This window comes from Actinomadura sp. GTD37, assembly GCF_041951365.1.
Classification (GTDB): Bacteria; Actinomycetota; Actinomycetes; order Streptosporangiales; family Streptosporangiaceae; genus Spirillospora.
In genome coordinates, this window is the sequence record NZ_JBGNUS010000003.1 from 1 (window position 1) to 20,394 (window position 20,394).

Here is a 20,394-nt window from a genome sequence, read left to right on the forward strand (position 1 = left end):
GGGAGCGGAGGGCGCTGATTTTGGCGGCGTCGTCGAGGGTGAGGGCTCCGGCGATGTGGGCGGCGGCTATTTCGCCTTGGGAGTGGCCGATGACGGCGTCGGGGTGGATGCCGGTGTGTTGCCAGAGTGTGGCGAGGGAGACCATGACGGCGAAGAGGGCGGGTTGGACGATGTCGACGTGGTCGAGGAGGTCGGTTCGGGTGGTGAGGGCGTCGTGGAGGTTCCAGGTGGTGAAGGGTTCGAGTGCTTGGGCGCAGTCGTCGATTTTGGCGGCGAAGACCGGCGAGGTCTCCAGGAGTTCCTGCGCCATTCCCTTCCATTGCGAACCCTGACCGGGGAACACGAACACCGTCGCCCCGGGAGCCGCTTTTCCCTGAACGAGAGAAGAATGGGGAGAACCAGTGGCGAGGGCTTCCAGACCGCCGAGCAGGCCATCGCGGTCCTGATCGATGATCGCCGCGCGGTGTTCCAGGTCGGCGCGGGTGGCCAGGCCGGCGCCGATCGCCGCGGGGTCGGTCTGCGGATGCTCCTGACCGTGGTCCAGCAGCCGGCGGGCCTGCTCTTGCAGCGCGGCCGGCGTCTTCGCCGATAGCGACCAGATGTAAGGGCCGGTCCCAGCGGCCGCTTCGGACGGGGGCTCCACCGCCGGAGCCTGCTCGATGATGACGTGGGCGTTGGTGCCGCTGATCCCGAAGGACGACACGGCGGCACGGCGCGGCCGATCGGCGTCCGGCCACGGCTCGGCCCGCGCGAGCAGCGAGACGGCGCCGGAAGCCCAATCGACGTGCGGCGTCGGCTCATCGACATGGAGCGTCTTGGGCAACTGCCCGTGCCGCATCGCCATGACCATCTTGATGACCCCGGCCGCGCCCGCGGCGGCCTGGGTGTGGCCGATGTTGGATTTGATCGAGCCCAACCACAACGGCGTCTCGCGGTCCTGCCCATAGGCCGCCAGAAGCGCCTGAGCCTCGATGGGGTCGCCGAGTGTCGTGCCGGTGCCGTGCGCCTCGACGGCGTCGACGTCCGCCGGGCCGAGCCGGGCGTTGGCCAGCGCCTGCCGGATGACCTTCTGCTGCGACGGCCCGTTCGGCGCGGTCAGGCCATTGCTCGCACCGTCCTGGTTGACCGCCGACCCCCGGATGACGGCCAGAACGTGATGGCCGTTGCGCTCCGCGTCCGACAGCTTCTCCAGGACGAGCAGTCCGGCGCCCTCGCCCCATCCGGTGCCGTCGGCGGCGGCCGCGAACGGCTTGCAGCGTCCATCGGGCGCGAGGCCCCGCTGCCGGCTGAACTCGATGAACGTGTTGGGCGTCGCCATGACGGCCACGCCGCCCGCCAGCGCCAGCGAGCACTCCCCGTTGCGCAGCGCCTGGGCCGCCAGGTGCATCGCGACCAGCGACGAGGAGCACGCGGTGTCCACCGTCACCGCCGGGCCCTCCAGGCCGAACGAGTAGGCGATGCGGCCGGACGCGACGCTGCCCTGGTTGCCGGCCAGCATGAAGCCCTCGAAGCCGTCCGGTGCCCGGTGCAGCCGGGAGCCGTAGTCGCTATACATGACGCCCGCGAAGACGCCGGTGCGGCTGCCGCGCAGCCCGGCCGGGGAGAGTCCGGCGCGTTCGAACGCCTCCCAGGCCAGCTCCAGCAGGATGCGCTGCTGCGGGTCGGTGGCGAGGGCCTCGCGCGGGCTCATCCCGAACGGTTCCGGGTCGAAGAGGTCGGCGTCGTACAGGAAGCCGCCCTCGCGCGTGTAGGTCGTGCCCGTCCGGTCCGGGTCGGGATCGTAGAGTTCGTCGAGGTTCCAGCCGCGGCCGGTGGGGAAGCCGCCGATCGCGTCCGTGCCCGAGTCCACCAGCCGCCACAGGTCCTCCGGGGACGCCACACCGCCCGGATAGCGGCAGGCCATCCCGACGATCGCGATCGGGTCGCCGCCGGCGGCGGTCGCGGCGACCGCCGGTGCCGCCCGGCCCTGGTCCGCGGTGCCGAGCAGCTCCGACCGCAGGAACGCGGCGAGCGCGGCGGGCGACGGATGGTCGAACGCGAGGGTGGCGGGGAGCCGCCGGTCGAGGGCGGCGCCGAGCCGGTTGCGCAGCTCGACCGCCGTCAGCGAGTCGAGCCCGAAGTCCTTGAACGTCTGGTCGGGGTCGATGCTCTCCGAGCCGTCCTGACCGAGGACGGACGCCAGGTGGGTGCGCACCAGGTCGAGCAGGGCGCGCCGCTGCGCCGCCGCGTCGAGCCCGGCCAGCCGCGCGTTCCAGGTCGAGTCCGGCTCCGCGGCGGCGGCGCGCCTGAGCGGAGCGGGCGCCAGCCCGGCGAAGATCGCGGGCAGCGTGCCCGCTTCGGCCCGCGCGCGCAGCGCACCGAGGTCGAGCCGGGCCGGGACGGCGTGCGCGCGGTCGTCCGCGAGCGCCAGATCGGCCAGCGCCAGATCGAAGAGGGACAGCCCCAGGTCGGGGGAGAGGGCGGCGAGGCCGCCCCGCGCCATCCGGGTGCGGTCGGCCCGCGACAGGCCGCCGGTCATGCCGCTGCCCGGGGCCCACAGCCCCCAGCCGAGGGACGCGGCGGGCAGGCCCCGCTCCCGGCGGTGCTCGGCCAGCGCGTCCAGGAAGGCGTTGGCGGCGCAGTAGTTCGCCTGGCCCCCGTTGCCGACCGTCCCGAAGACCGAGGAGAACAGGACGAACGCCGTGAGGTCGTGGTCGCGGGTGAGCTCGTGCAGGTTCCAGGCGGCGTCGATCTTGGGCCGCAGGACGGCGTGCAGCCGCTCCGGCGTGAGCGCGTCGAGGACGGTGTCGTCCAGCACCCCGGCCGCATGCACCACCGCGGTCAGCGGCACGTCCGCGAGGAGTTCGGCGAGCGCGGCCCGGTCGGCCGCGTCGCAGGCCGCGATGGAGACCTCGGCGCCCAGCTCCGCCAGCTCGGCCGCGAGTTCGGCCGCGCCCGGCGCGTCCGGGCCCTGCCGGCCGGTGAGCAGGAGCCGGCGGGCGCCGTGCCCGGTGACGAGATGCCGGGCCACCAGCGCGCCCAGCGTGCCGGTGCCGCCGGTGATCAGGACGGTGCCGTCCGGGTCCGGGCGCCGCACCGGCGCCGCGTCGATCCGCGACGCCTCCACCGGGGTCCGGGCCAGGCGCGGCGCCGTCAGCCGCCCGTCGCGCACCCGCACCTCGGGCTCGCCCGTCGCGAGCGCCGCGCGCACGACCGCGGCGCCGGCGGCCGGGCCGTCGTGGTCGACGATGACGAACCGGCCCGGGTGCTCGGCCTGCGCGGCGCGCACCAGCCCCCGGACGGCCGCGCCCGCCAGGTCGCCCTCGGGGAGCGTCACGACCAGCGTGGACGGGGCGTCCGGACGGTCCTGGAGCGCGGCGAGCACGTGCTCGGCCGCAGCGTGCGCCGCCTCGGCCGGGCCGGCGTCCGGCGCCGCGGCGGGCGGCGCCACCACCGTGTGCTCCACGCTCTCGCCGTCCGGGGCGGAGCCGTCCACGGGAACCCATTCCACGTGGAACAGCGACCGGGCGGCCTCGGCGCCGGCCGGCACAGCGGCCCCCGCGAAGGGGCGCAGCGCCAGCCGCTCCACCGTGATCACCGGCCGGCCCTCGCCGTCGACCGCCACGAGCGAAGCGGTGTCCGCGCCGGTCACGGTGAACCTGACCCGCAGGGCCGTCGCGGACGTGGCGTGCAGCGATATGCCGCTCCAGGCGAAGGGCAGCAGCAGGTCGTCGCCGCCCAGGGCGAGCAGGAGCCCGTGCAGCGCGCCGTCCAGCAGGGCGGGATGAACGCCGAAGCCGTCGGCGCCGCCCGGCAGCGCCGACTCGACGACGACGCCGTCGCCGTGCCGCCACGCGGACCGCAGCGTCCGGAACTCCGGCCCGTACCGGTATCCCCGCTCGCTCAGCCGCTCGTACGAGGGGTCCACCGGGGACGCGCCCTCCGGTGGCTCCACGTCGGCGCCCGGCCCGGCGGGGACGTCCGGCCCGAGCATCCCGGCGGCGTGCCGGGTCCAGGGCATGTCGTCGGCGTCCTGCGGACGTGAGTGGAACGTCAGCGTGCGGCGCCCGGCCGCGTCCGGTCCGCCGACGGCGATCTGCACGGCGACGGCGCCCTGCTCGGGGAGCGCGAGCGGTGCCTCCAGCGTGAGGTCGTCGACGCGGGGGCAGCCGATCCGGGCGCCCGCCGCGAGGGCCAGCTCCAGGAACGCCGTGCCGGGCAGCAGCACGGCGCCGTCGACGCCGTGGTCGGCGAGCCACGGGTGGGTGCGCGGGGACAGCCGCCCGGTCAGCAGCAGCCCGCCGTCCCCGGCCACCGAGACGGACGTCTCCAGCAGCGGATGGCCCGCGCCGCCCCCGGCCGCCGCGGTGGGCGGCAGCCAGTACCGGTCGCGCCGGAACGCGTACGTCGGCAGGCCGACGGTGCGGGCGGGCGTCCCGGCGAACGCCGCGTCCCAGTCGACGGCGACGCCCAGCAGGTGGGCCTGCGCGACCGATTCCAGGAACCGCGCCCGGCCGCCGTCGTCCCGGCGCAGCGTCCCGACCGCGCCGCCGCCCCCCGTGCCGGCGCTCCCCGCGCCGCACGCCTCCACCGTCTCCTGGACGCCGACCGTGAGCACCGGGTGGGGGCTCGCCTCGATGAACGTCGTGCGGCCCTGCTCGACGAGCCCGCGAACGGCCTCCTCGAAACGGACCGGATTGCGCAGGTTCTCGTACCAGTACCGGGCGTCCAGGCCGGACGTGTCGAACCGCGCGCCCGTCAGCGTCGAGTGGAACGGCACCTTGGCGGGACGGGGCGACAGGTCGCCGAGCAGCTTCAGAACCCGGTCGCGGATGGCCTCCATCCGCGGCGTGTGCGAGGCGTAGTCGACCGGGATCTTCCGCGCCCGCACGCCCTCCGCCTCGTAGCGCGCGACCAGCTCGTCCAGCGCCCCCGACCCGCCCGCGACGACCACCGACGAGGGGCCGTTCACGGCGGCCACGTGGACCTGCCCGCCGTCCTCTGCCAGCCGGGCGCGGACGGTGTCGGCGGGCAGCGGCACCGAGGCCATGCCGCCGGTCCCGGCCAGCTCCGCGAGCGCCCGGCTGCGCAGCGCGACGACCTTTGCGGCGTCGTCGAGGGAGAGCGCCCCCGCCACGTAGGCCGCCGCGATCTCGCCCTGCGAGTGCCCGACGACGGCGGCGGGCTCGACCCCGGCCGACCGCCACAGCGCGGCCAGCGACACCATCACCGCGAACAGGGCGGGCTGGACGACGTCGACGCGGTCGAGCCCGCCGCGCAGCGCGTCGAGCAGCGGCACGTCGGTGTGGGGCTCCAGCGCCCGCGCGCACGCGGTCAGCTCCGCCGCGAAGACCTCGGAGCGCTCCAGCAGCTCCAGCGCCATCCCCCGCCACTGGGAGCCCTGCCCGGGGAACACGAACACGGCCTCCGCGGGGCCGCGGGCGTGCACGGTCGGCGCCGTCCCGTCGGCGAGGGCCGCGAGCCCGTCGAGGAGCCCGGCACGGTCCCCGGCCATGACCAGTGACCGGTGCGGGAAGGCGGTGCGGGTCGTGGCGAGGGACACCGCGACGTCCGCCGGGGAGAGGGACGCGTCGGCGGCGACGAAGCGGCGCAGCCGCTCGGCCTGGGCGCGCACCCCCGCCGCGGACTTCGCCGACACCACCAGCGGCACGGCCGCGCCGTCCGGGGCGGCGTCGCCGCGGAACTCCTGCTCCGGGTCGGGGTCGCCGTCCTCCAGGATGACGTGCGCGTTGGTGCCGCTGATCCCGAAGGACGAGACGCCCGCGCGCCGGGGACCGTCCTCGGGCCGCCAGGGCACCGGTTCGGCCAGCAGGGAGACCGCGCCCGCCGACCAGTCGACGTGCGGGGTGGGCTCGTCCACGTGCAGGGTCCTCGGCAGGACGCCGTGCCGCATGGCGAGCACCATCTTGATCACGCCGCCGACACCCGCGGCGGCCTGCGCGTGCCCGATGTTCGACTTGAGTGAGCCGAGCCGCAGCGGCCGGCCCGCCGGACGGTCCCGGCCGTAGGTCGCCAGCAGCGCCTCCGCCTCGATCGGGTCGCCGAGCGTCGTGCCGGTGCCGTGCGCCTCCACGGCGTCGACCTGGCCGGCGGTGAGCCCGGCGGCGGCCAGCGCCTGCCGGATCACCCGCTCCTGGGACGGCCCGTTCGGCGCCGTCAGCCCGTTGCTCGCGCCGTCGGAGTTGATCGCCGAGCCGCGCAGCACCGCCAGCACCCGGCGGCCGTTGCGCCGCGCGTCCGACAGACGCTCCAGCACGAGGACGCCCGCGCCCTCCGCCCACGCGGTGCCGTCCGCCGCCGCGGCGAACGCCTTGCACCGGCCGTCGGGGGCCAGCCCGCGCTGCCGGCTGAACTCCACGAACATGCCGGGGCCGGCCATCACCGCCGCCCCGCCCGCCAGCGCGAGCGTGCACTCGCCCGCGCGCAGCGACTGGGCGGCCAGATGCAGGGCGACCAGGGACGACGAGCACGCCGTGTCGACGGTGACGGCGGGGCCCTCCAGCCCGAACACGTACGCGATGCGGCCCGAGGCGACGCTGACGGTGCCGCCGGTCAGCCGGTGCCCCCCGTGGCCGCCGGAGTCCTCGTGCAGCGGCGGCCCGTAGTCCTGCGACATCGCGCCGACGAACACCCCGACCCGCCGCCCGCGCAGCGCCGCCGGGTCGATCGCGGCGCGTTCGAACGCCTCCCACGACGTCTCCAGCAGGACGCGCTGCTGAGGGTCCATCGCCGTCGCCTCGCGCGGGCTGATGCCGAAGAACGCCGGGTCGAACCGGTCCGCGTCCGCCAGGAACCCGCCGTGCCGCACCAGGGACGTCCCCGGCCGCTCCGGGTCGGGGTGGTGGAGGGCGTCCAGATCCCAGCCCCGGTCGGACGGGAACTCCGAGACGGCGTCCCGGCCCTCCTCGACGAGCCGCCACAGGTCCTCGGGGGACGCCACGCCGCCGGGGAACCGGCAGCTCATCGCGACGATCGCGATCGGGTCGTCATCGGCCGGGGCCGTCTCGGCGGGCTCGGCAGCGGGCTCGGCGGCGGACGGTCCGGGCAGTTCTGCCAGCTCCGCCAGGAGGTGGCGGGCGAGGGCCGCCGGAGTCGGGTGGTCGTAGAGCAGCGCGACGGGCGGCCGGAGCCCGGTGGCCGCGCCGACCCGGTCGCGCAGTTCCACGGCGGCCGGCGAGTCGACCCCGAGGTCGTTGAACGTCCGGTCGGCCTCGACGGTCTCCGGGGCGGCGTCCCCGAGGACGACGGCGGTCTCGGCCCGCACGAACTCCAGGACCAGGTTCCCGTGCTCGTCCTCGGGCGCGCCCGCGAGCCGCCGCCGCAGCGCCGGCAGCCCGGTCCCGGACGCCCCGGACGCCCCGGACGGCCCGGACGGCCCGGACGGCCCGGACGGCCCGGACGATGAAGGAACGGCCTCCCCGGGCCAGTACCGCCGCCGCTGGAACGCGTACCCGGGCAGCGTGACGCGCCGCCCGTCCAGCGCCCAGTCCACGGCGTGGCCGCGCGTGTGGAGGGTGCCCAGCGCCGTCTGCACCGCGACGTCGTCCGGCTGGTTCCTGCGCAGCAGAGACACCGGCGTGGCCGCGTCCGCCTCGCTCTCCTCGGCGAGGTTGTCGCGCACCATCGCGGCCAGCACCGAGTCGGGGCCCAGTTCCGCGAACGCGGTGACGCCCTCGTCCGACAGCGCCCGGATGCCGTCGCCGAAGCGGACCGCGTGCCTGATGTGCCCGGCCCAGTAGTCCGGCGAGGTGAGCTGCTCGGGCGTCGCGAGGCGGCCGGTCACGTTGGAGACGATCGGGATGTCCGGCGGCGCGAGGTCCATGCCCGCGACGACCCGCCGGAACTCCGCCGGGACGCCGTCCATGTGCGGGGAGTGGAACGCGTGACTCACCGCGAGCCGCCGCACCTTGCGGCCGAGGTCGCGCCACCGGTCCGCGATCTCCAGCACGGCGTCCTCGTCCCCGGACAGCACCGTCGCGGCCGGCCCGTTGACGGCGGCGACCGCGACGCGTTCCGCGTGCCCGCCGATCGACTCCAGGACCTCCGCCTCGCCCGCCTGGAGCGCGACCATCGCGCCGCCGCGCGGGGCCGCCTGCATGAGCCGGCCGCGCGCCGCCACCGCCGCGCAGGCGTCGTCCAGCCCGAACACGCCCGCGACGTGCGCGGCGGCCAGCTCGCCGATCGAGTGGCCGATGAGGAAGTCGGGCGCCAGGCCGTGGCCCTCGGCCAGCCGGAACAGCGCCACCTCCAGCGCGAACAGGGCGGCCTGCGTGTAGCGGGTCTCGTTCAGCGGGCCGGGGCCGTCCCCGAACATCACCTCCAGGACCGGGCGGTCCAGGTGCCCGTCGAGGACGGCGGCCACCTCGTCCAGGGCGCGGGCGAACACCGGATTCGTCTCATGCAGCCGCCGGCCCATGCCGGGGCGCTGGCCGCCCTGCCCGGTGAACATGAACGCGAGCCGTCCCGGCCGCGCCGCCGATCCCCTGATCACGCCGGCGGCGGGCTCGTCCCGCTCAAGCGCCTCCAGGCCGCGCAGCAGGCCCGCGCGGTCCTCGGCGACGACGACCGCGCGGTCCTCGAAGGCGGTGCGGGTCGTGGCGAGCGAGACCGCCACGTCCGCCGGGTCGAGCCCGGGGTCGGCCTCCGCGAACGCGCGCAGCCGGGCCGCCTGGGCGCGCAAGGCGCTCTCACCGCGCCCCGACACCGCCCAAGCCGTCGCGCCGCCGCCCGTCCGCTCCGGCGCGGGCTGCGCGGAAGCGGGGGCGGGGGCGGGGGCGTCCGACAGGACGACGTGGCAGTTGGCGCCGCCCATGCCGAACGAGCTGACGCCCGCGAGCAGCGGCCCGTCCGGGTCGGGCCACGGGCCCGCGACCCGCTGCACCCGCAGGTTGAGGTCGTCCAGCGGGATGCGCGGGCTCGGCGTCTCGAAGTTGAGCGACGGCACCAGCCGCCGGTGCCGGATGCACAGCGCCGCCTTCAGCAGCCCGACGATCCCCGCCGCGCCCTCCAGGTGCCCGACGTTGGTCTTCGCCGAGCCGACCGGGAGCGGCGACCCCGGCGGGCGCCGGGAACCGAGGGCGGCGCCGAGCGCGGCCGCCTCGATCGGGTCGCCCACCCGCGTCCCGGTGCCGTGCAGCTCCACGTACTGCGCCTCGTCCGGCCGGACGCCGGCGTTGCGGAACGCCCGCAGGACGACGTCCCGCTGCGCGTCGGCGTCGGGCGTGGTGAGGCCCTCGGTGGCGCCGTCGTTGTTGACCGCGCTGCCGCGGATCACGCAGTGCACCGGATCGCCGTCGGCCAGCGCGGCGGCGAGCGGCTTCAGCACGACCGCGCCGCCGCCCTCCCCCCGGACGTAGCCGTTGGCCCGCGCGTCGAAGGTGAAGCAGCGCCCGTCGGGGGACAGCCCGCCGAACCGCTCCACCCCGATCGTGCCCGCGGCCAGGATGTTCAGGTTCACCCCGCCCGCGAGCGCGACGTCCGACTCGCCGGCGCGCAGGCTCTCACAGGCCAGATGCACCGCGACCAGCGAGGACGACTGGGCCGCGTCGACCGCGAGGCTCGGGCCGCGCAGGTCCAGCGCGTGCGAGATCCGGTTGGCGATGATGCCGCGGTTCAGCCCGGTCAGCGTGTACCGGTCGATCTCGGCGACGCCGCGGCCGTGCAGCAGCGTCGCGTAGTCGCCGGAGATCGCGCCGACGAACACGCCGGTGCGGCCGCCCGCCAGCGCGCCGGGCGGAACCCGCGCGTCCTCCAGCGCCTCCCAGGCCAGCTCCAGCATGAGCCGCTGCTGCGGGTCCATCGCGACGGCCTCGCGCGCGGGGATCCCGAAGAAGTCCGCGTCGAACCCGTCGATCCGGTCGAGGAAACCGCCCGCGCGGCCGGACGGCGGCGCGGCGTCCGTCCAGCGGTCCGGCGGCGCGGACGTGACCGCGTCGACCCCCTCGTGGAGCAGCCGCCAGAACCCCGCGGGGTCGGGCGCCTGGGGGAGCCGGCAGGCCAGGCCGATGACGGCGATCGGCTCGGGCGCCGATGCGTGCGGTCCGGGCACGGTGATCGACCTACCTTTCCTGGACGGCGTTGGCGGCGGACGGGAGACGCCCGGGGGCGAGCACGGCGGCGAGGCGGGACGGGAGGTCCACGGCGGGATCGAGCAGGAAGAAGTGGCCGCCGGACACCGGGTGCACGGTGCAGCCCGCCCCGGTGTGGTCCGCCCACGCGGCCGCGTCCGCCATGGACACCAGTGGGTCGTCGGTCGCCGCGAACACTTCCACCGGGCACGGCAGGGGCAGCCGGGAGGCGGGCCGGTGGCCGGCGCACAGCCGGAGGTCGGCCCGGATCCGGGTGAGGGCGACGGCGAGCCAGTCGGGGTAGTCCAGCAGCACCGGGGAGAGCCCGCCGATGTCCTGGACGGCCCGCGTCAGCTCCTCGTCGGGCAGCCGGTGCGCCGCCGCCAGCGGGATCGACAGGTGCGGGGCCGCGCAGGCGCCGGCGAGCAGCCGGTCCGGGACGCGCGCCCCGCGGGCCGTCCGCCGCCGCGCGATCGTGTACGCGACCAGCGCGCCCATGCTGTGCCCGTAGAACGCGTGCGGCTCGTCCAGGAGCGGGCCGAGCCCGGCGTCCAGGTCGGCGGCCAGCGACTCCATGTCGCGCGGCATCGGCTCGCCGCGCCGTCCCTCCCGGCCGGGCAGGGTGACGGGGCGCACGTCGATCCCCGGGGCGAGGGCGCCGCGCCACCGGGCGAACACCGACGCCGTCCCGCCGGCGTGATGGAAGCAGAAAAGGAGCACGGGTCGCCTCCAGCGGTTTCGTCTCGGCCGCTGGCCATGCTCAGGAGCCCGGCTAAAGCGCGGCTAATGCATGCCGCCGGTCCTCGCGTTCAAGGTCGGCTTTAGCGGCCCCGCTTACGTTCTGGCCCGTCCGACGAAGGTTCGACGGGTGAGAGGAAAGACGCCATGCGACCTCGCAGAGCGCGGCCGGTCCTGTCCGCGGTGGTCCTGGCGGCGGCCTCCGGCACCGCGGCCTGCGGCACGAACTCGGCCGCCGCGGTGGCGTCCGACCCGGCGCCGGGCTGCAACGTGATGGACCACCTCGAGGAGAAGATCGTCGCCTTCTCGCTGAACGAGCTCGGCGGCCCCTACCCGAGCCTGCACGACAGCGCGACGTACCAGACGCGCCTCTACGACTCGTCCGGCAAGCAGATCGCGACCGTCTACGGCAAGGCGAACATCGCCGACCGCCTCCCCAACGGGGACCTCCTCGAATACTCCGAGGAGACGATCGAGCTGCCCGCCGGGACCATCGAGAGCCAGGGCATCTACAACGTCACGCAGGGCCAGGCCCACAAGTGGCAGTTCATGCCGGCGATCGGGACGAAGGGCGCCTACAAGGGCAAGATGGGCAAACGCTCCTTCAAGATCCTCAAAGACGGCGAGCTGCTCGACGCCAAGATCGAAGTGTGCCCCGTCAAGTGACGGCCACGGGAGCGGATGAGATGCCGGACGCACCGGACCGGGCGCCGGACGGGCAGGGCGCCGCATGGGGGATCGCGGCCGCGTCCGTCCCCATGTTCATGGTCGCCCTCAACAACCTCGTGGTCACCAACGCGCTGCCGGACATCAGAGCCGACCTGGACGCCACCGTCACCGGCCTCCAGTGGGTGGTGAACGGCTACATCCTGGCCTTCGCCGGCCTGCTGCTCACCGGCGCGGCGCTCGGCGACCGCTACGGCAGGCGCCGGGTCTTCATCGGCGGCATCGTGCTGTTCTGCGTCGGCTCGGTCGCCTGCGCGCTGTCCGCCTCGGTGCCCGCGCTGGTGGCGGCGCGCGTCCTGCAGGGCGCGGGCGCGGCGGCGGTGCAGCCGCTGTCGCTCGTCCTGCTCGCCAGTGCCGTGCCGGAGAGCAAGCGCAGCGCGGCCGTCGGGCTCTGGGGAGGCGTCAACGGCCTCGGCATCGCGTTCGGCCCGCTCATCGGCGGCGCCGTCACCGAGGGCCTGCAATGGCAGTGGATCTTCTGGATCAACCTGCCGGTCGGGATCGTGTCCGTCCCGCTGGTGCTGTGGCGCATCCGGGCCGCCAAGGGCGGCGAGGGCGCGCTCGACCTCGTCGGCATGCTGCTGATCACGACCGCGGTGACGCTCGCGGTGTGGGCGATCGTGCGCACCGCCGACACCGGCTGGACCGACCCGGCCACCCTCGGCGGGTTCGGCGGCGCCGCCGTGCTCGTCGCCGCGTTCGCCCGCTGGGAGCGGCGCGTGGCCAGCCCGCTGCTGCCGCTGCGGTTCTTCCGGATCCGCACGTTCGTGCTGAGCAACATCGCGTCCCTGGCGATGTTCTTCGGCGTGTTCGGGTCGATCTTCTTCCTGGCCCAGTACATGCAGGGGCCGATGGGGTACTCGCCGCTGGAGGCGGGGCTGCGCACCCTGCCCTGGACGGCGCTGCCGATGCTGGTCGCGCCGCTGGCGGGCCTCGTCACCGACCGGGTCGGCGGCGGCCGGCTCATGGCGCTCGGCCTGTTCCTCCAGGGCGCCGCCCTCGGCTGGATCGCCGTCATCGCGCGCATCGACCTGGAGTACGCGCGCATGGTCCCGGCACTGCTGATCGCGGGCCTCGGCATGGGCCTGATGCTCGCCCCCGCGACCGCCGTCGTGCTCGGCTCGGTGCGCGAGCACGAGTACGGCAAGGCGTCCGGGACGAACAACACCATCCGGGAGGTCGGCGGCGCCCTCGGCGTGGCCGTCCTCGTCACCGTGTTCCGCGCCGACTTCGACCGGGTCCGGATCGAGAGCCCGGTCGAGGCCGCCCACGCGTTCGTGGCCGGAATGTCCGCCGCGATGTGGGTGGGGATCGGCGCGGTCGCCGTCGGCGTCGTCGCGAGCCTCCTCATCCCCCGCGCCGGTGCGGCGCCCGACCCGCCCGCGGCCCGGCAGACGCCACCGCCGCTCGAGAACGTCCAAGGAGCGAAATGAACGACATCCTGCAAGCGGTGGAGGCCGGCGCGTCCGCCGACGAGTGGAGCGCGGTGCCGGTGCCCGAGTCCTACCGGGCGCTCACCATCCGCAAGGACGAGGTCGGCCTCTTCGAGGGGATGACGACCGAGGAGAAGGACCCGCGCGCGTCCCTGCACGTCGACACGGTCCCGGTGCCCGAGCTCGGTCCGGGCGAGGCGCTGGTCGCGGTGATGGCGAGCTCCATCAACTACAACACCGTCTGGTCGTCGCTGTTCGAGCCGATGCCGACCTTCGAGTTCCTCGAACGGTACGGCCGGACGTCCGCTCTCGCGGCCCGGCACGACCTGCCGTACCACGTCCTCGGCTCCGACCTGGCCGGCGTCGTCCTGCGGGTCGGTCCCGGGGTGAGCCGCTGGCGCGCGGGCGACCGGGTGGTGGCCCACTGCCTGTCGGTGGAGCTGGAGGACCCCGCCGGCCACGACGACTCGATGCTCGACCCCGAGCAGCGGATCTGGGGGTTCGAGACCAACTTCGGCGGCCTCGCCGAGATCGCCCTGGTCAAGGCCAACCAGCTCATGCCCAAGCCGGAGCACCTCAGCTGGGAGGAGGCGGCGTCGCCCGGACTCGTGCACTCCACCGCCTACCGGCAGCTCGTGTCCCGCAACGGCGCGAACCTGACCCAGGGCGACCGGGTGCTGATCTGGGGCGCCTGCGGCGGGCTCGGCTCCTACGCGACCCAGCTCGCCCTGAACGGCGGCGCCACCCCGGTGTGCGTCGTGTCCTCGCCGGAGAAGGCGCGGATCTGCCGCGACCTCGGCGCCGAACTCGTCATCGACCGCTCCGCCGAGGACTTCCGGTTCTGGCTCGACGACAACACCCCGAACCGCAAGGAGTGGCGGCGGTTCGGCTCGTGCATTCGCGACCTCACCGGCGGCGAGGACCCCGAGATCGTGTTCGAGCACCCCGGCCGGGAGACGTTCGCCGCGAGCGTCTACGTCGCCCGGCGCGGAGGCACCGTCGTGACGTGCGCGTCCACCAGCGGCTACGACCACTACTTCGACAACCGGCACCTGTGGATGCACCTCAAGCGGATCGTCGGCTCGCACTTCGCGAACTACCAGGAGGCGTGGCGCGCCAACGAACTGGTCCGGCAGGGCCGGTCGCACCCGACGCTGTCGGCCACCTACCCGCTGGACGAGGCGCCCGCGGCCGTCCGGGAGATGCAGCTCAACCTGCACCACGGCAAGCTCGGCATCCTCTGCCTGGCCGAGCGTGCCGGGCTCGGCGTCCGCGACCCGGAGATGCGGGCGCGGCACGCGGACCGGCTCGACCTCTTCCGCACCCGCGCCCCCGCCTGACCCGCCGGCCCGAGCACACGAGTTCAGGAGTTCCCGTGGACGACATCGACGACTTCCTCGAACTGCTCAGGGACGAACTCGGCCTTCCGGTGGAGGCCGCGGACGTCGACCTGAGCCTGGACGCGGTGGCGGGGTGGGACTCGGTCCACCTGCTGGCGCTCCTCACCCTCGTCGAGCGGCGCACCGGGCACGCCCCGATGCTGCCCGACCTGCTGGAGGCGGGCAGCATCCGGGAGATCTACTCGGTGGCCGCCCGGACGGGCTCCGCCGCGTAGCGGTCCAGCCGGACGTCCGCGGGCGCGTAGCGGTCCAGCCGGACGTCCGCGGCGAGGACGGCCTGGTGGAGGTCCTGGAGCGCGCGGCACGGCTGGAGGCCCAGCTCCTCGTCCAGCGTCCGGCGCACCGTCTGGTACACCCGCAGCGCGTCCGCCTGCCGGTCCGACCGGTACAGCGCCAGCATGAGCTGGCGGTAGATCGGCTCGCGCAGCGGGTGCTCCGCGGCGAGGGAGAACAGCGGGCCGATCAGCTCGCGGTGCCGGCCGGTCGCGAGCTTGGCCTCCGACAGCATCTCCAGGCACTCCAGCCGCGTCTCGGCCAGCCACGTCGTGAACCCCTCGATGATCGGGCCGCCGCGCAGGTCGCCGAGCGCCGGGCCCCGCCACAGGCCCGCCGCCTCCTCGAAGCGCGCGATGGCCCGGTCGTGCCGCCGCTCGGCGGCGTGCGTCTTGCCGCGTTCCACCAGCGCGAGAAAACGCCGGTGGTCGGTCTCGTCGGCGCCGAGCCGCAGCAGGTAGCCGGGCGGGCGCGTGACGATCGCCCGCTCGGCCGCGCCGTGCCGGCGCAGGAACTTGCGGAGCTGCGAGATGTAGACGTGCAGGCCGGCCGTCGCCCGCCGCGGCGGATGCTGCCCCCAGATCTCGCCGATGAGCTGGTCGAGTCCGACGACCTGGTCGGCGCGGATCAGCAGCGCGGCGAGGACGACCGTGACCTTCTGGGCGCTGATGGACGCATGCCGGTGACCCTCGGTCACCCGTAGCGGCCCGAGCAGTTCGTACTTCACGATGTGGTTCCCCCGGTGGTTGCGGAGCAGTGGTTCCCCTGGCACACGGGCCCATGATGCGGCGCTCGATCGGCGCCCGGTACCCGTAGGGAACCCCTTATGGCCGGGGGCGGTAGGGGATGCGGCAGGCGCTCCCGGCCCCTACCGGAACAGGGGCTCGTCCGCGTCCAGCGCCACGTGCTCCGGCGGCTCCGGAAGATCGGTCAGCTCGTGGCGGAAGTCGCCCGGCGCCCGGCTTCCGGCCGGCCGGAAGCCGTGCCCCGCGTAGAAGTCCGCCACCCCGGCGTTCTTGCTCGTCGGCCGGTAGCGGCCCGTCACGGCCGACAGGCCCGCCGCCCTGGCCTGCCGCAGGACCTCCGCGAGGCACGCCGCTTCGATGCCGCGGGCGAACACCCGGCAGCTGAGCAGGAAGTTCTCCACGTGCAGCACGTCGCCGACGCGCCGCAGGAAGATCGCGCCGACCATGCCGTTGTCGCCGAAGCGGTCGCCGCTGCGGACGGTCAGCACCCGCGCGGACGCGTCGGCGGCGAGCGCCGCCACCTCCGCCGGCCGCAGCCGGACCGTGGTCAGGTTGAACTGGTTGGTCCGCAGGGTGAGCTGCGAGACCCGGTCGGCCTCGGCAGCCGCCATCGGCGCCAGCCGCACCCGCACGCGCAGCTCCCGCAGGTAGTCCGCGAGCGAGTCGAACGTGCGCAGGAAGTCGTCCCGCGCGCCCTCCTCGCGGTAGCGGGCGGGCCGGGCGCGGTCGTCGGACGTCACGTCCAGCACGTCGAACCAGCCGTCGCGCAGGAGCGCCGCCAGATGCAGCGCCGGCTCCTCGCCCAGCTCGACGGTGGCCGCCTGCGGCACGGCGTGGCGGATCAGCCCGCACTCGTAGGGGCTGTCGTCCACGAAGACGAACGCGTCGGCGCCGAGGTTGAGCGCCTCCGCCGTCTCCCGCAGGTTGTCGTGCTTCGGACGCCAGTCGGCCGCCACCCGGACGAAGTCCTCCTCCCGCAGCACCATGTCCGGATGGCCGGACAGCACCCGGCGCACGGACTCCTGGTCGTTCTTGCTCACCGCCGCGAGCAGCACCCCCTGCGCCGTGAGCTGCCGGATCGCCCGCTGGAACGCCTGGAACGCCGCGCCCCGGTAGCCGTCCGACACCACGATCCCCTCCGGACCGTCCTCGCCCAGGATCCCGCCCCAGAGCGTGCCGTCCAGGTCGACCGCCAGGGCCTTCTTCGTCCGGCCGGTGAGATGCCTCGCCAGATGGCCGATCTCCCGCGCGTAGGCGGCGAGGAGACCGTCCGACAGGTGGCTCCTGGCGTACAGGCTCAGCCTGAGGTCCTCGGCGGGCCCGCCCTCGCCGATGAGCGGATCCAGGTCCACGACCACGAGCGCGGGATGCTCGGCGGCCAGCCGCAGCAGCCGGGCGTTGGCCTCCCGCCACGCGGCGCCGAGCAGCGCCCGCGAACGGTGGTCGACGAGCTGGGCCGTGAAACGCCTCGGCAGCGGCAGCGTGTTGAGCACCAGCGTCGCGGAGCTCACCGAGGGGAAGCGCGCGACCAGCCGCTCCAGCAGCCCGAGCCACTCCTCCAGCGCCTTGGCCGCGTCGGCGGCGTCCCACGGGACCGGCACCGTGTCGAACACCGCCATGGGGTCGAGCAGGCACAGCACCAGGTCGGGACCGTCCGCGTGCAGCGGGCGGCTCCCGTCGGACAGGTCGAACACGTACCCGCCGAAGTCGGCGACGCGCGCGTCCAGCAGCAGGCCGTGCCGGGCGGTCTCCGCGGTGAGGAGCGGCACCAGCGGGGCGAGCGTCCCGTTCCCCGTCACTCCCACCGTGATGCGGGGCTGGCCGGGATGGTGCGTCAGTACCTCCTCGGAGGTCACCCGGGAGAGCAGCCGCCCGGCCTGCCCCCGCCGCTCCTCCGGCAGGACGGCGAGCAGGGCCGCGATCTCCGGATAGCGCTCGGCGAGCTGGCCGGACCGGTGCAGGGCGAGCATCCGGTCCCATGGCGTCGACATTCCAGAACCTCCGGCGTCGTCGGTGACTCCGGAAACACTGGCCGACGTGCCTAAACCGCTCCTAATGCCGGCCGGCCCACCCCGGCCTAGCCGATCGACGGGCGGCCATAAGTGGACGGCGGCGCGTCGCACCGCCACGGAACGACGATGTGAAACCCGGCACGGGGACGGACGGAGAAGTGCAGGTTGGGAACGTATTCATGACCCTGCGAGCGGCCGGACTCACCCGGTGTATCTGGCTGTGATCGGCGGCTCCATGGCAGACTGGGAAACCCGTGCTCCCCCGACGCTCCCAGGACACAGGTGGGCGGGCCCCGCATTTCACAGGGGTGGCCGGACATCGGAGATGTGCCGAAAAGGGGGAGCATCGCGATGCTCGTGGAGCGTGCGGAGACGATCAACCGGCTGGATCATATTTACACCGACTGCGCGTCAGGGAACGGCGCGGTGGTCCTGATGAGCGGGCCGGTCGCGAGTGGCAAGACCGCGTTACTGCGGCGCCTCCAGGACCGGGTCACCGCTGGGGGCGGCGTCTTCCTCAAGGCGGTGGGCTCGCTTTCCGAACGGGCCCTGCCGTGCGGTGTGCTGGACCAGCTGCTGGCGGGCGTCCGCCTCCCGACCAGGACCGAGCAGCGGTTCGCCCCGGGCGCGGTCGCCGCCGAGCTGCGCGACAGCCCGTCCCGCGACACGCTGCTCTACCTTTTCGGCATCCTCTTCGAAATCCTGTGCGCTTTCGTGGAGGGCGGCCCGCTGGTCGTCGCCATCGACGACGCGCATTACTCCGACGACCTGTCCCTGGAGTTCCTGCTCTTCGCCGCACGCCGGGTGCATGCGAAACCGATTCTGCTCGTGCTCACCGAAGACTCCCGTTTGCAGCGCGAGTACTTTCGCTACAGGGCGGAGATATCCCGCCAGCCGTGCCTGCATCAGATCTGGCTCGACCATCTGTCCGAGAGCGGGACCGCCGAGTTGCTCGCCGAGCGCGCCGGCCCGGCGGAGGCCCGCGAGCACGCCCCGGCGGTGCACCGGATGACCGGCGGCAATCCGCTGCTCATTCAGGCCATCGCAGATGATCAGTGCGTGCCGATTCCCGGCACCGCGTTCGCCCAATCCGTGCTGACCTGTGTTTACCGGTGCGAGCCGGCCGTGCTGAACACCGCCAGGGCCCTCGCGGTGCTGGACGGCGACGCCACCGTGGAGACGCTGTCGGACGTCCTCGGGGTCGCCGCCGAGCAGGCCGCGGAGGGCCTCGACGGGCTGACCGCCGCGGGCCTGGTGGCCGGCGGCGCCTTCCGGCACGAGGCGATCAGGATGGCGGTCCTGCGGGACATGCTCCCGGCCGACCGGGCCGAGCTGCACGGGCGCGCCGCCCGGGCGCTGCACGGGTCGAGCGTCGCCGCCACGACCCTGGCGCGCCACCTCATGGCCGCCGGCCCCGTCGACGTGCCGTGGGGGGTGGGCGTGCTGCGCGAGGCGGCCGAGGAGGCCGGCGCCGAGGGCGCGGCCGACCTCGCGGTGAGCTGCCTCGCCACCGCCCGCCAGCTGTGCGCCGACGACCGCGAGCGGCTGGCGATCGACGTCGCGCTCCTGGACGTCAAGTGGCGCAGCGACCCCCTCGCCGCCTCGCGCCACCTGCCCGCGCTGGCGGACGCCGCGGTCGAGGGCCGCCTGGACCGCCGCCGCACCGCGTCCCTCGTCTGCGACCTGCTCTGGTACGGGGACGTCGAACGCGCGAGAGAGATCGTCGCCGTCGTGGAGCGTGCCGATCCGGGGGGCGCGGCACTCGAACCGATCCGGTCCGGGCTCGGCTGGTTCTACCCCGAGCTGCTCGGCATGCCGCGTGCGCTGGACGAAGCCGACGGGGAGCGGCGGTTCGCCCAGGCGGTGCGGCTCATGCGCGACGCCCGCCTCACCGCGGACACCGTCCCGGCGATGGTCTCCGCGCTCGGCACCCTCATCTGCGCCGGCCGGCTCAGCGAAGCGCTGTACTGGAGCGGGAGGCTGCTCGACAAGGCGCGCGCGCAGGGCGCGCAGACCTTGCAGGCCCTGTTCGGGACGCTGCGGGCGGACGTCCACCTCAGGTGCGGCAAGCTCGAGACGGCCCGGCGGGAGGCCGCCGCGGCCTTCACGCTGCTGGGGCCGGAGAGCTGGGGCGCCGTCGTCGGGCTGCCGCTGGCCGTCCTCGTGCGCGTCGCGGTCGCCTGCGGGGAGCGCGCGGCCGCGGCGTCCTACCTGGACGTGCCGGTGCCGAACTTCATGTTCGAGACCGTCCCCGGCCTGCGGTACCTGGAGGCCCGGGGCCGCTACCACCTCGACACCGACCGGCCGCACGCGGCGATCAACGACTTCGAGGACTGCCGCGACCTGATGCTGCGCTGGGGGCTCGACGACCCGCTCGTCGTCCCGTGGCGCGTGTGCCTCGCCGAGGCGCATCTGGCCCTCGGCGAGTACGACGATGCCCGCGTCTACGCCGAGGAGCAACTCGACCTGCTGCGTCCCCAGCACGGCCGGGTCCGCGGCCAGTGCCTGCGGATCCTGGCGGCGCTGAGCACCCCGGAGGACGGCCTGCGGATCCTCAAGGAGGCCGCCCGGGTGCTGCGCGACGCGGGCGACGAGTACGAACTGGCGCTCACCATGGCGGAACTGGGGCGCGCCTACTACCGGAACGGCGACGAGCGCCGTGCCCGCAAGACCTACCGCCGGGTCCGCGAGTGCGGTGACGAACTGCCGCGCAGCATCCTGCCCCTGCACATCAACGGCGCCACCCCCGACAGTCTCCTCCGCGACCTGCACGGCCCGGCGGGGGACCTCAGCGACGCCGAACTCCGCGTGGCGACCCTGGCGGCGCACGGCTTCACCAACCGCGAGATCTCCGCCCAGTTGCACATCACCGTCAGCACGGTCGAGCAGCACCTGACCCGCATCTACCGCAAGCTCCAGATCACCCGCCGCGCCGACCTGGCACTGGAGCTGGGGCTGTCCCGCGAGATGGTGCGTCCCTGACCCGCGCCCGCGCCCGC

The 20,394-nt window shown here is 74.8% G+C and carries 9 protein-coding genes; 5 read left to right on the forward strand and 4 right to left on the reverse strand.

What is annotated here, in order from left to right; translation table 11 throughout:
• Both ACA511_RS18500 and ACA511_RS18505 read right to left on the reverse strand, forming a co-directional pair.
• Nucleotides 1-10,048, reverse strand: a 10,048-nt coding sequence (locus ACA511_RS18500; protein WP_375025623.1) for a type I polyketide synthase, incomplete at its 3' end; no start/stop codon positions are given.
• A 10-nt stretch (nt 10,049-10,058) separates the two neighbouring features.
• Nucleotides 10,059-10,787 (reverse strand): thioesterase II family protein, encoded by a 729-nt coding sequence (locus tag ACA511_RS18505; RefSeq protein ID WP_375025624.1) that lies wholly within the window; start codon nt 10,785-10,787, stop codon nt 10,059-10,061.
• A gap of 165 nt (nt 10,788-10,952) precedes the next feature.
• Here ACA511_RS18505 and ACA511_RS18510 point away from each other — a divergent pair, with 165 nt between their 5' ends.
• The 4 genes from ACA511_RS18510 to ACA511_RS18525 are packed head-to-tail and all read left to right on the forward strand — an operon-like array spanning nt 10,953 to nt 14,579.
• Complete coding sequence (locus ACA511_RS18510; RefSeq protein WP_375025625.1) at nt 10,953-11,471, forward strand: hypothetical protein; 519 nt, start codon at nt 10,953-10,955, stop codon at nt 11,469-11,471.
• Between the two features lie 20 nt (nt 11,472-11,491).
• Nucleotides 11,492-12,964 carry an MFS transporter gene (locus tag ACA511_RS18515; protein WP_375025626.1) on the forward strand — a complete coding sequence of 491 codons (1,473 nt, stop codon included), beginning with the start codon at nt 11,492-11,494 and terminating at the stop codon, nt 12,962-12,964.
• Entirely contained in the window at nt 12,961-14,304 is a 1,344-nt protein-coding gene (gene ccrA, locus ACA511_RS18520) for a crotonyl-CoA carboxylase/reductase (RefSeq protein WP_375025627.1), read from the forward strand. The genes ACA511_RS18515 and ccrA overlap by 4 nt, the downstream gene beginning before the upstream one ends.
• Before the next feature lie 35 nt (nt 14,305-14,339).
• Nucleotides 14,340-14,579 (forward strand): phosphopantetheine-binding protein, encoded by a 240-nt coding sequence (locus ACA511_RS18525; protein WP_375025628.1) that lies wholly within the window; start codon nt 14,340-14,342, stop codon nt 14,577-14,579.
• Here ACA511_RS18525 and ACA511_RS18530 read toward each other — a convergent pair.
• Both ACA511_RS18530 and ACA511_RS18535 read right to left on the reverse strand, forming a co-directional pair.
• The gene (locus ACA511_RS18530; RefSeq protein ID WP_375025629.1) at nt 14,543-15,409 is read right to left on the reverse strand and encodes a BTAD domain-containing putative transcriptional regulator; all 867 of its coding nucleotides are present in this window, start codon (nt 15,407-15,409) and stop codon (nt 14,543-14,545) included. The genes ACA511_RS18525 and ACA511_RS18530 overlap by 37 nt on opposite strands.
• 96 nt (nt 15,410-15,505) lie before the next feature.
• Complete coding sequence (locus ACA511_RS18535) at nt 15,506-17,374, reverse strand: HAD-IIIC family phosphatase (RefSeq protein WP_375025630.1); 1,869 nt, start codon at nt 17,372-17,374, stop codon at nt 15,506-15,508.
• 372 nt (nt 17,375-17,746) lie between these two features.
• On the opposite strand from ACA511_RS18535, the gene ACA511_RS18540 reads away from it, so the two are divergent.
• Complete coding sequence (locus tag ACA511_RS18540) at nt 17,747-20,377, forward strand: AAA family ATPase (RefSeq protein ID WP_375025631.1); 2,631 nt, start codon at nt 17,747-17,749, stop codon at nt 20,375-20,377.
• Nucleotides 20,378-20,394: the final 17 nt, after the last annotated feature.

Coding starts and splice junctions, on each gene's coding strand:
- ACA511_RS18540 (WP_375025631.1), top strand. CDS start 17,747: ATGCTCGTGGAGCGTGCGGAGACGATCAACCGGCTGGATCATATTTAC.
- ACA511_RS18535 (WP_375025630.1), bottom strand. CDS start 17,374: ATGTCGACGCCATGGGACCGGATGCTCGCCCTGCACCGGTCCGGCCAG.
- ccrA (WP_375025627.1), top strand. CDS start 12,961: ATGAACGACATCCTGCAAGCGGTGGAGGCCGGCGCGTCCGCCGACGAG.
- ACA511_RS18515 (WP_375025626.1), top strand. CDS start 11,492: ATGCCGGACGCACCGGACCGGGCGCCGGACGGGCAGGGCGCCGCATGG.
- ACA511_RS18510 (WP_375025625.1), top strand. CDS start 10,953: ATGCGACCTCGCAGAGCGCGGCCGGTCCTGTCCGCGGTGGTCCTGGCG.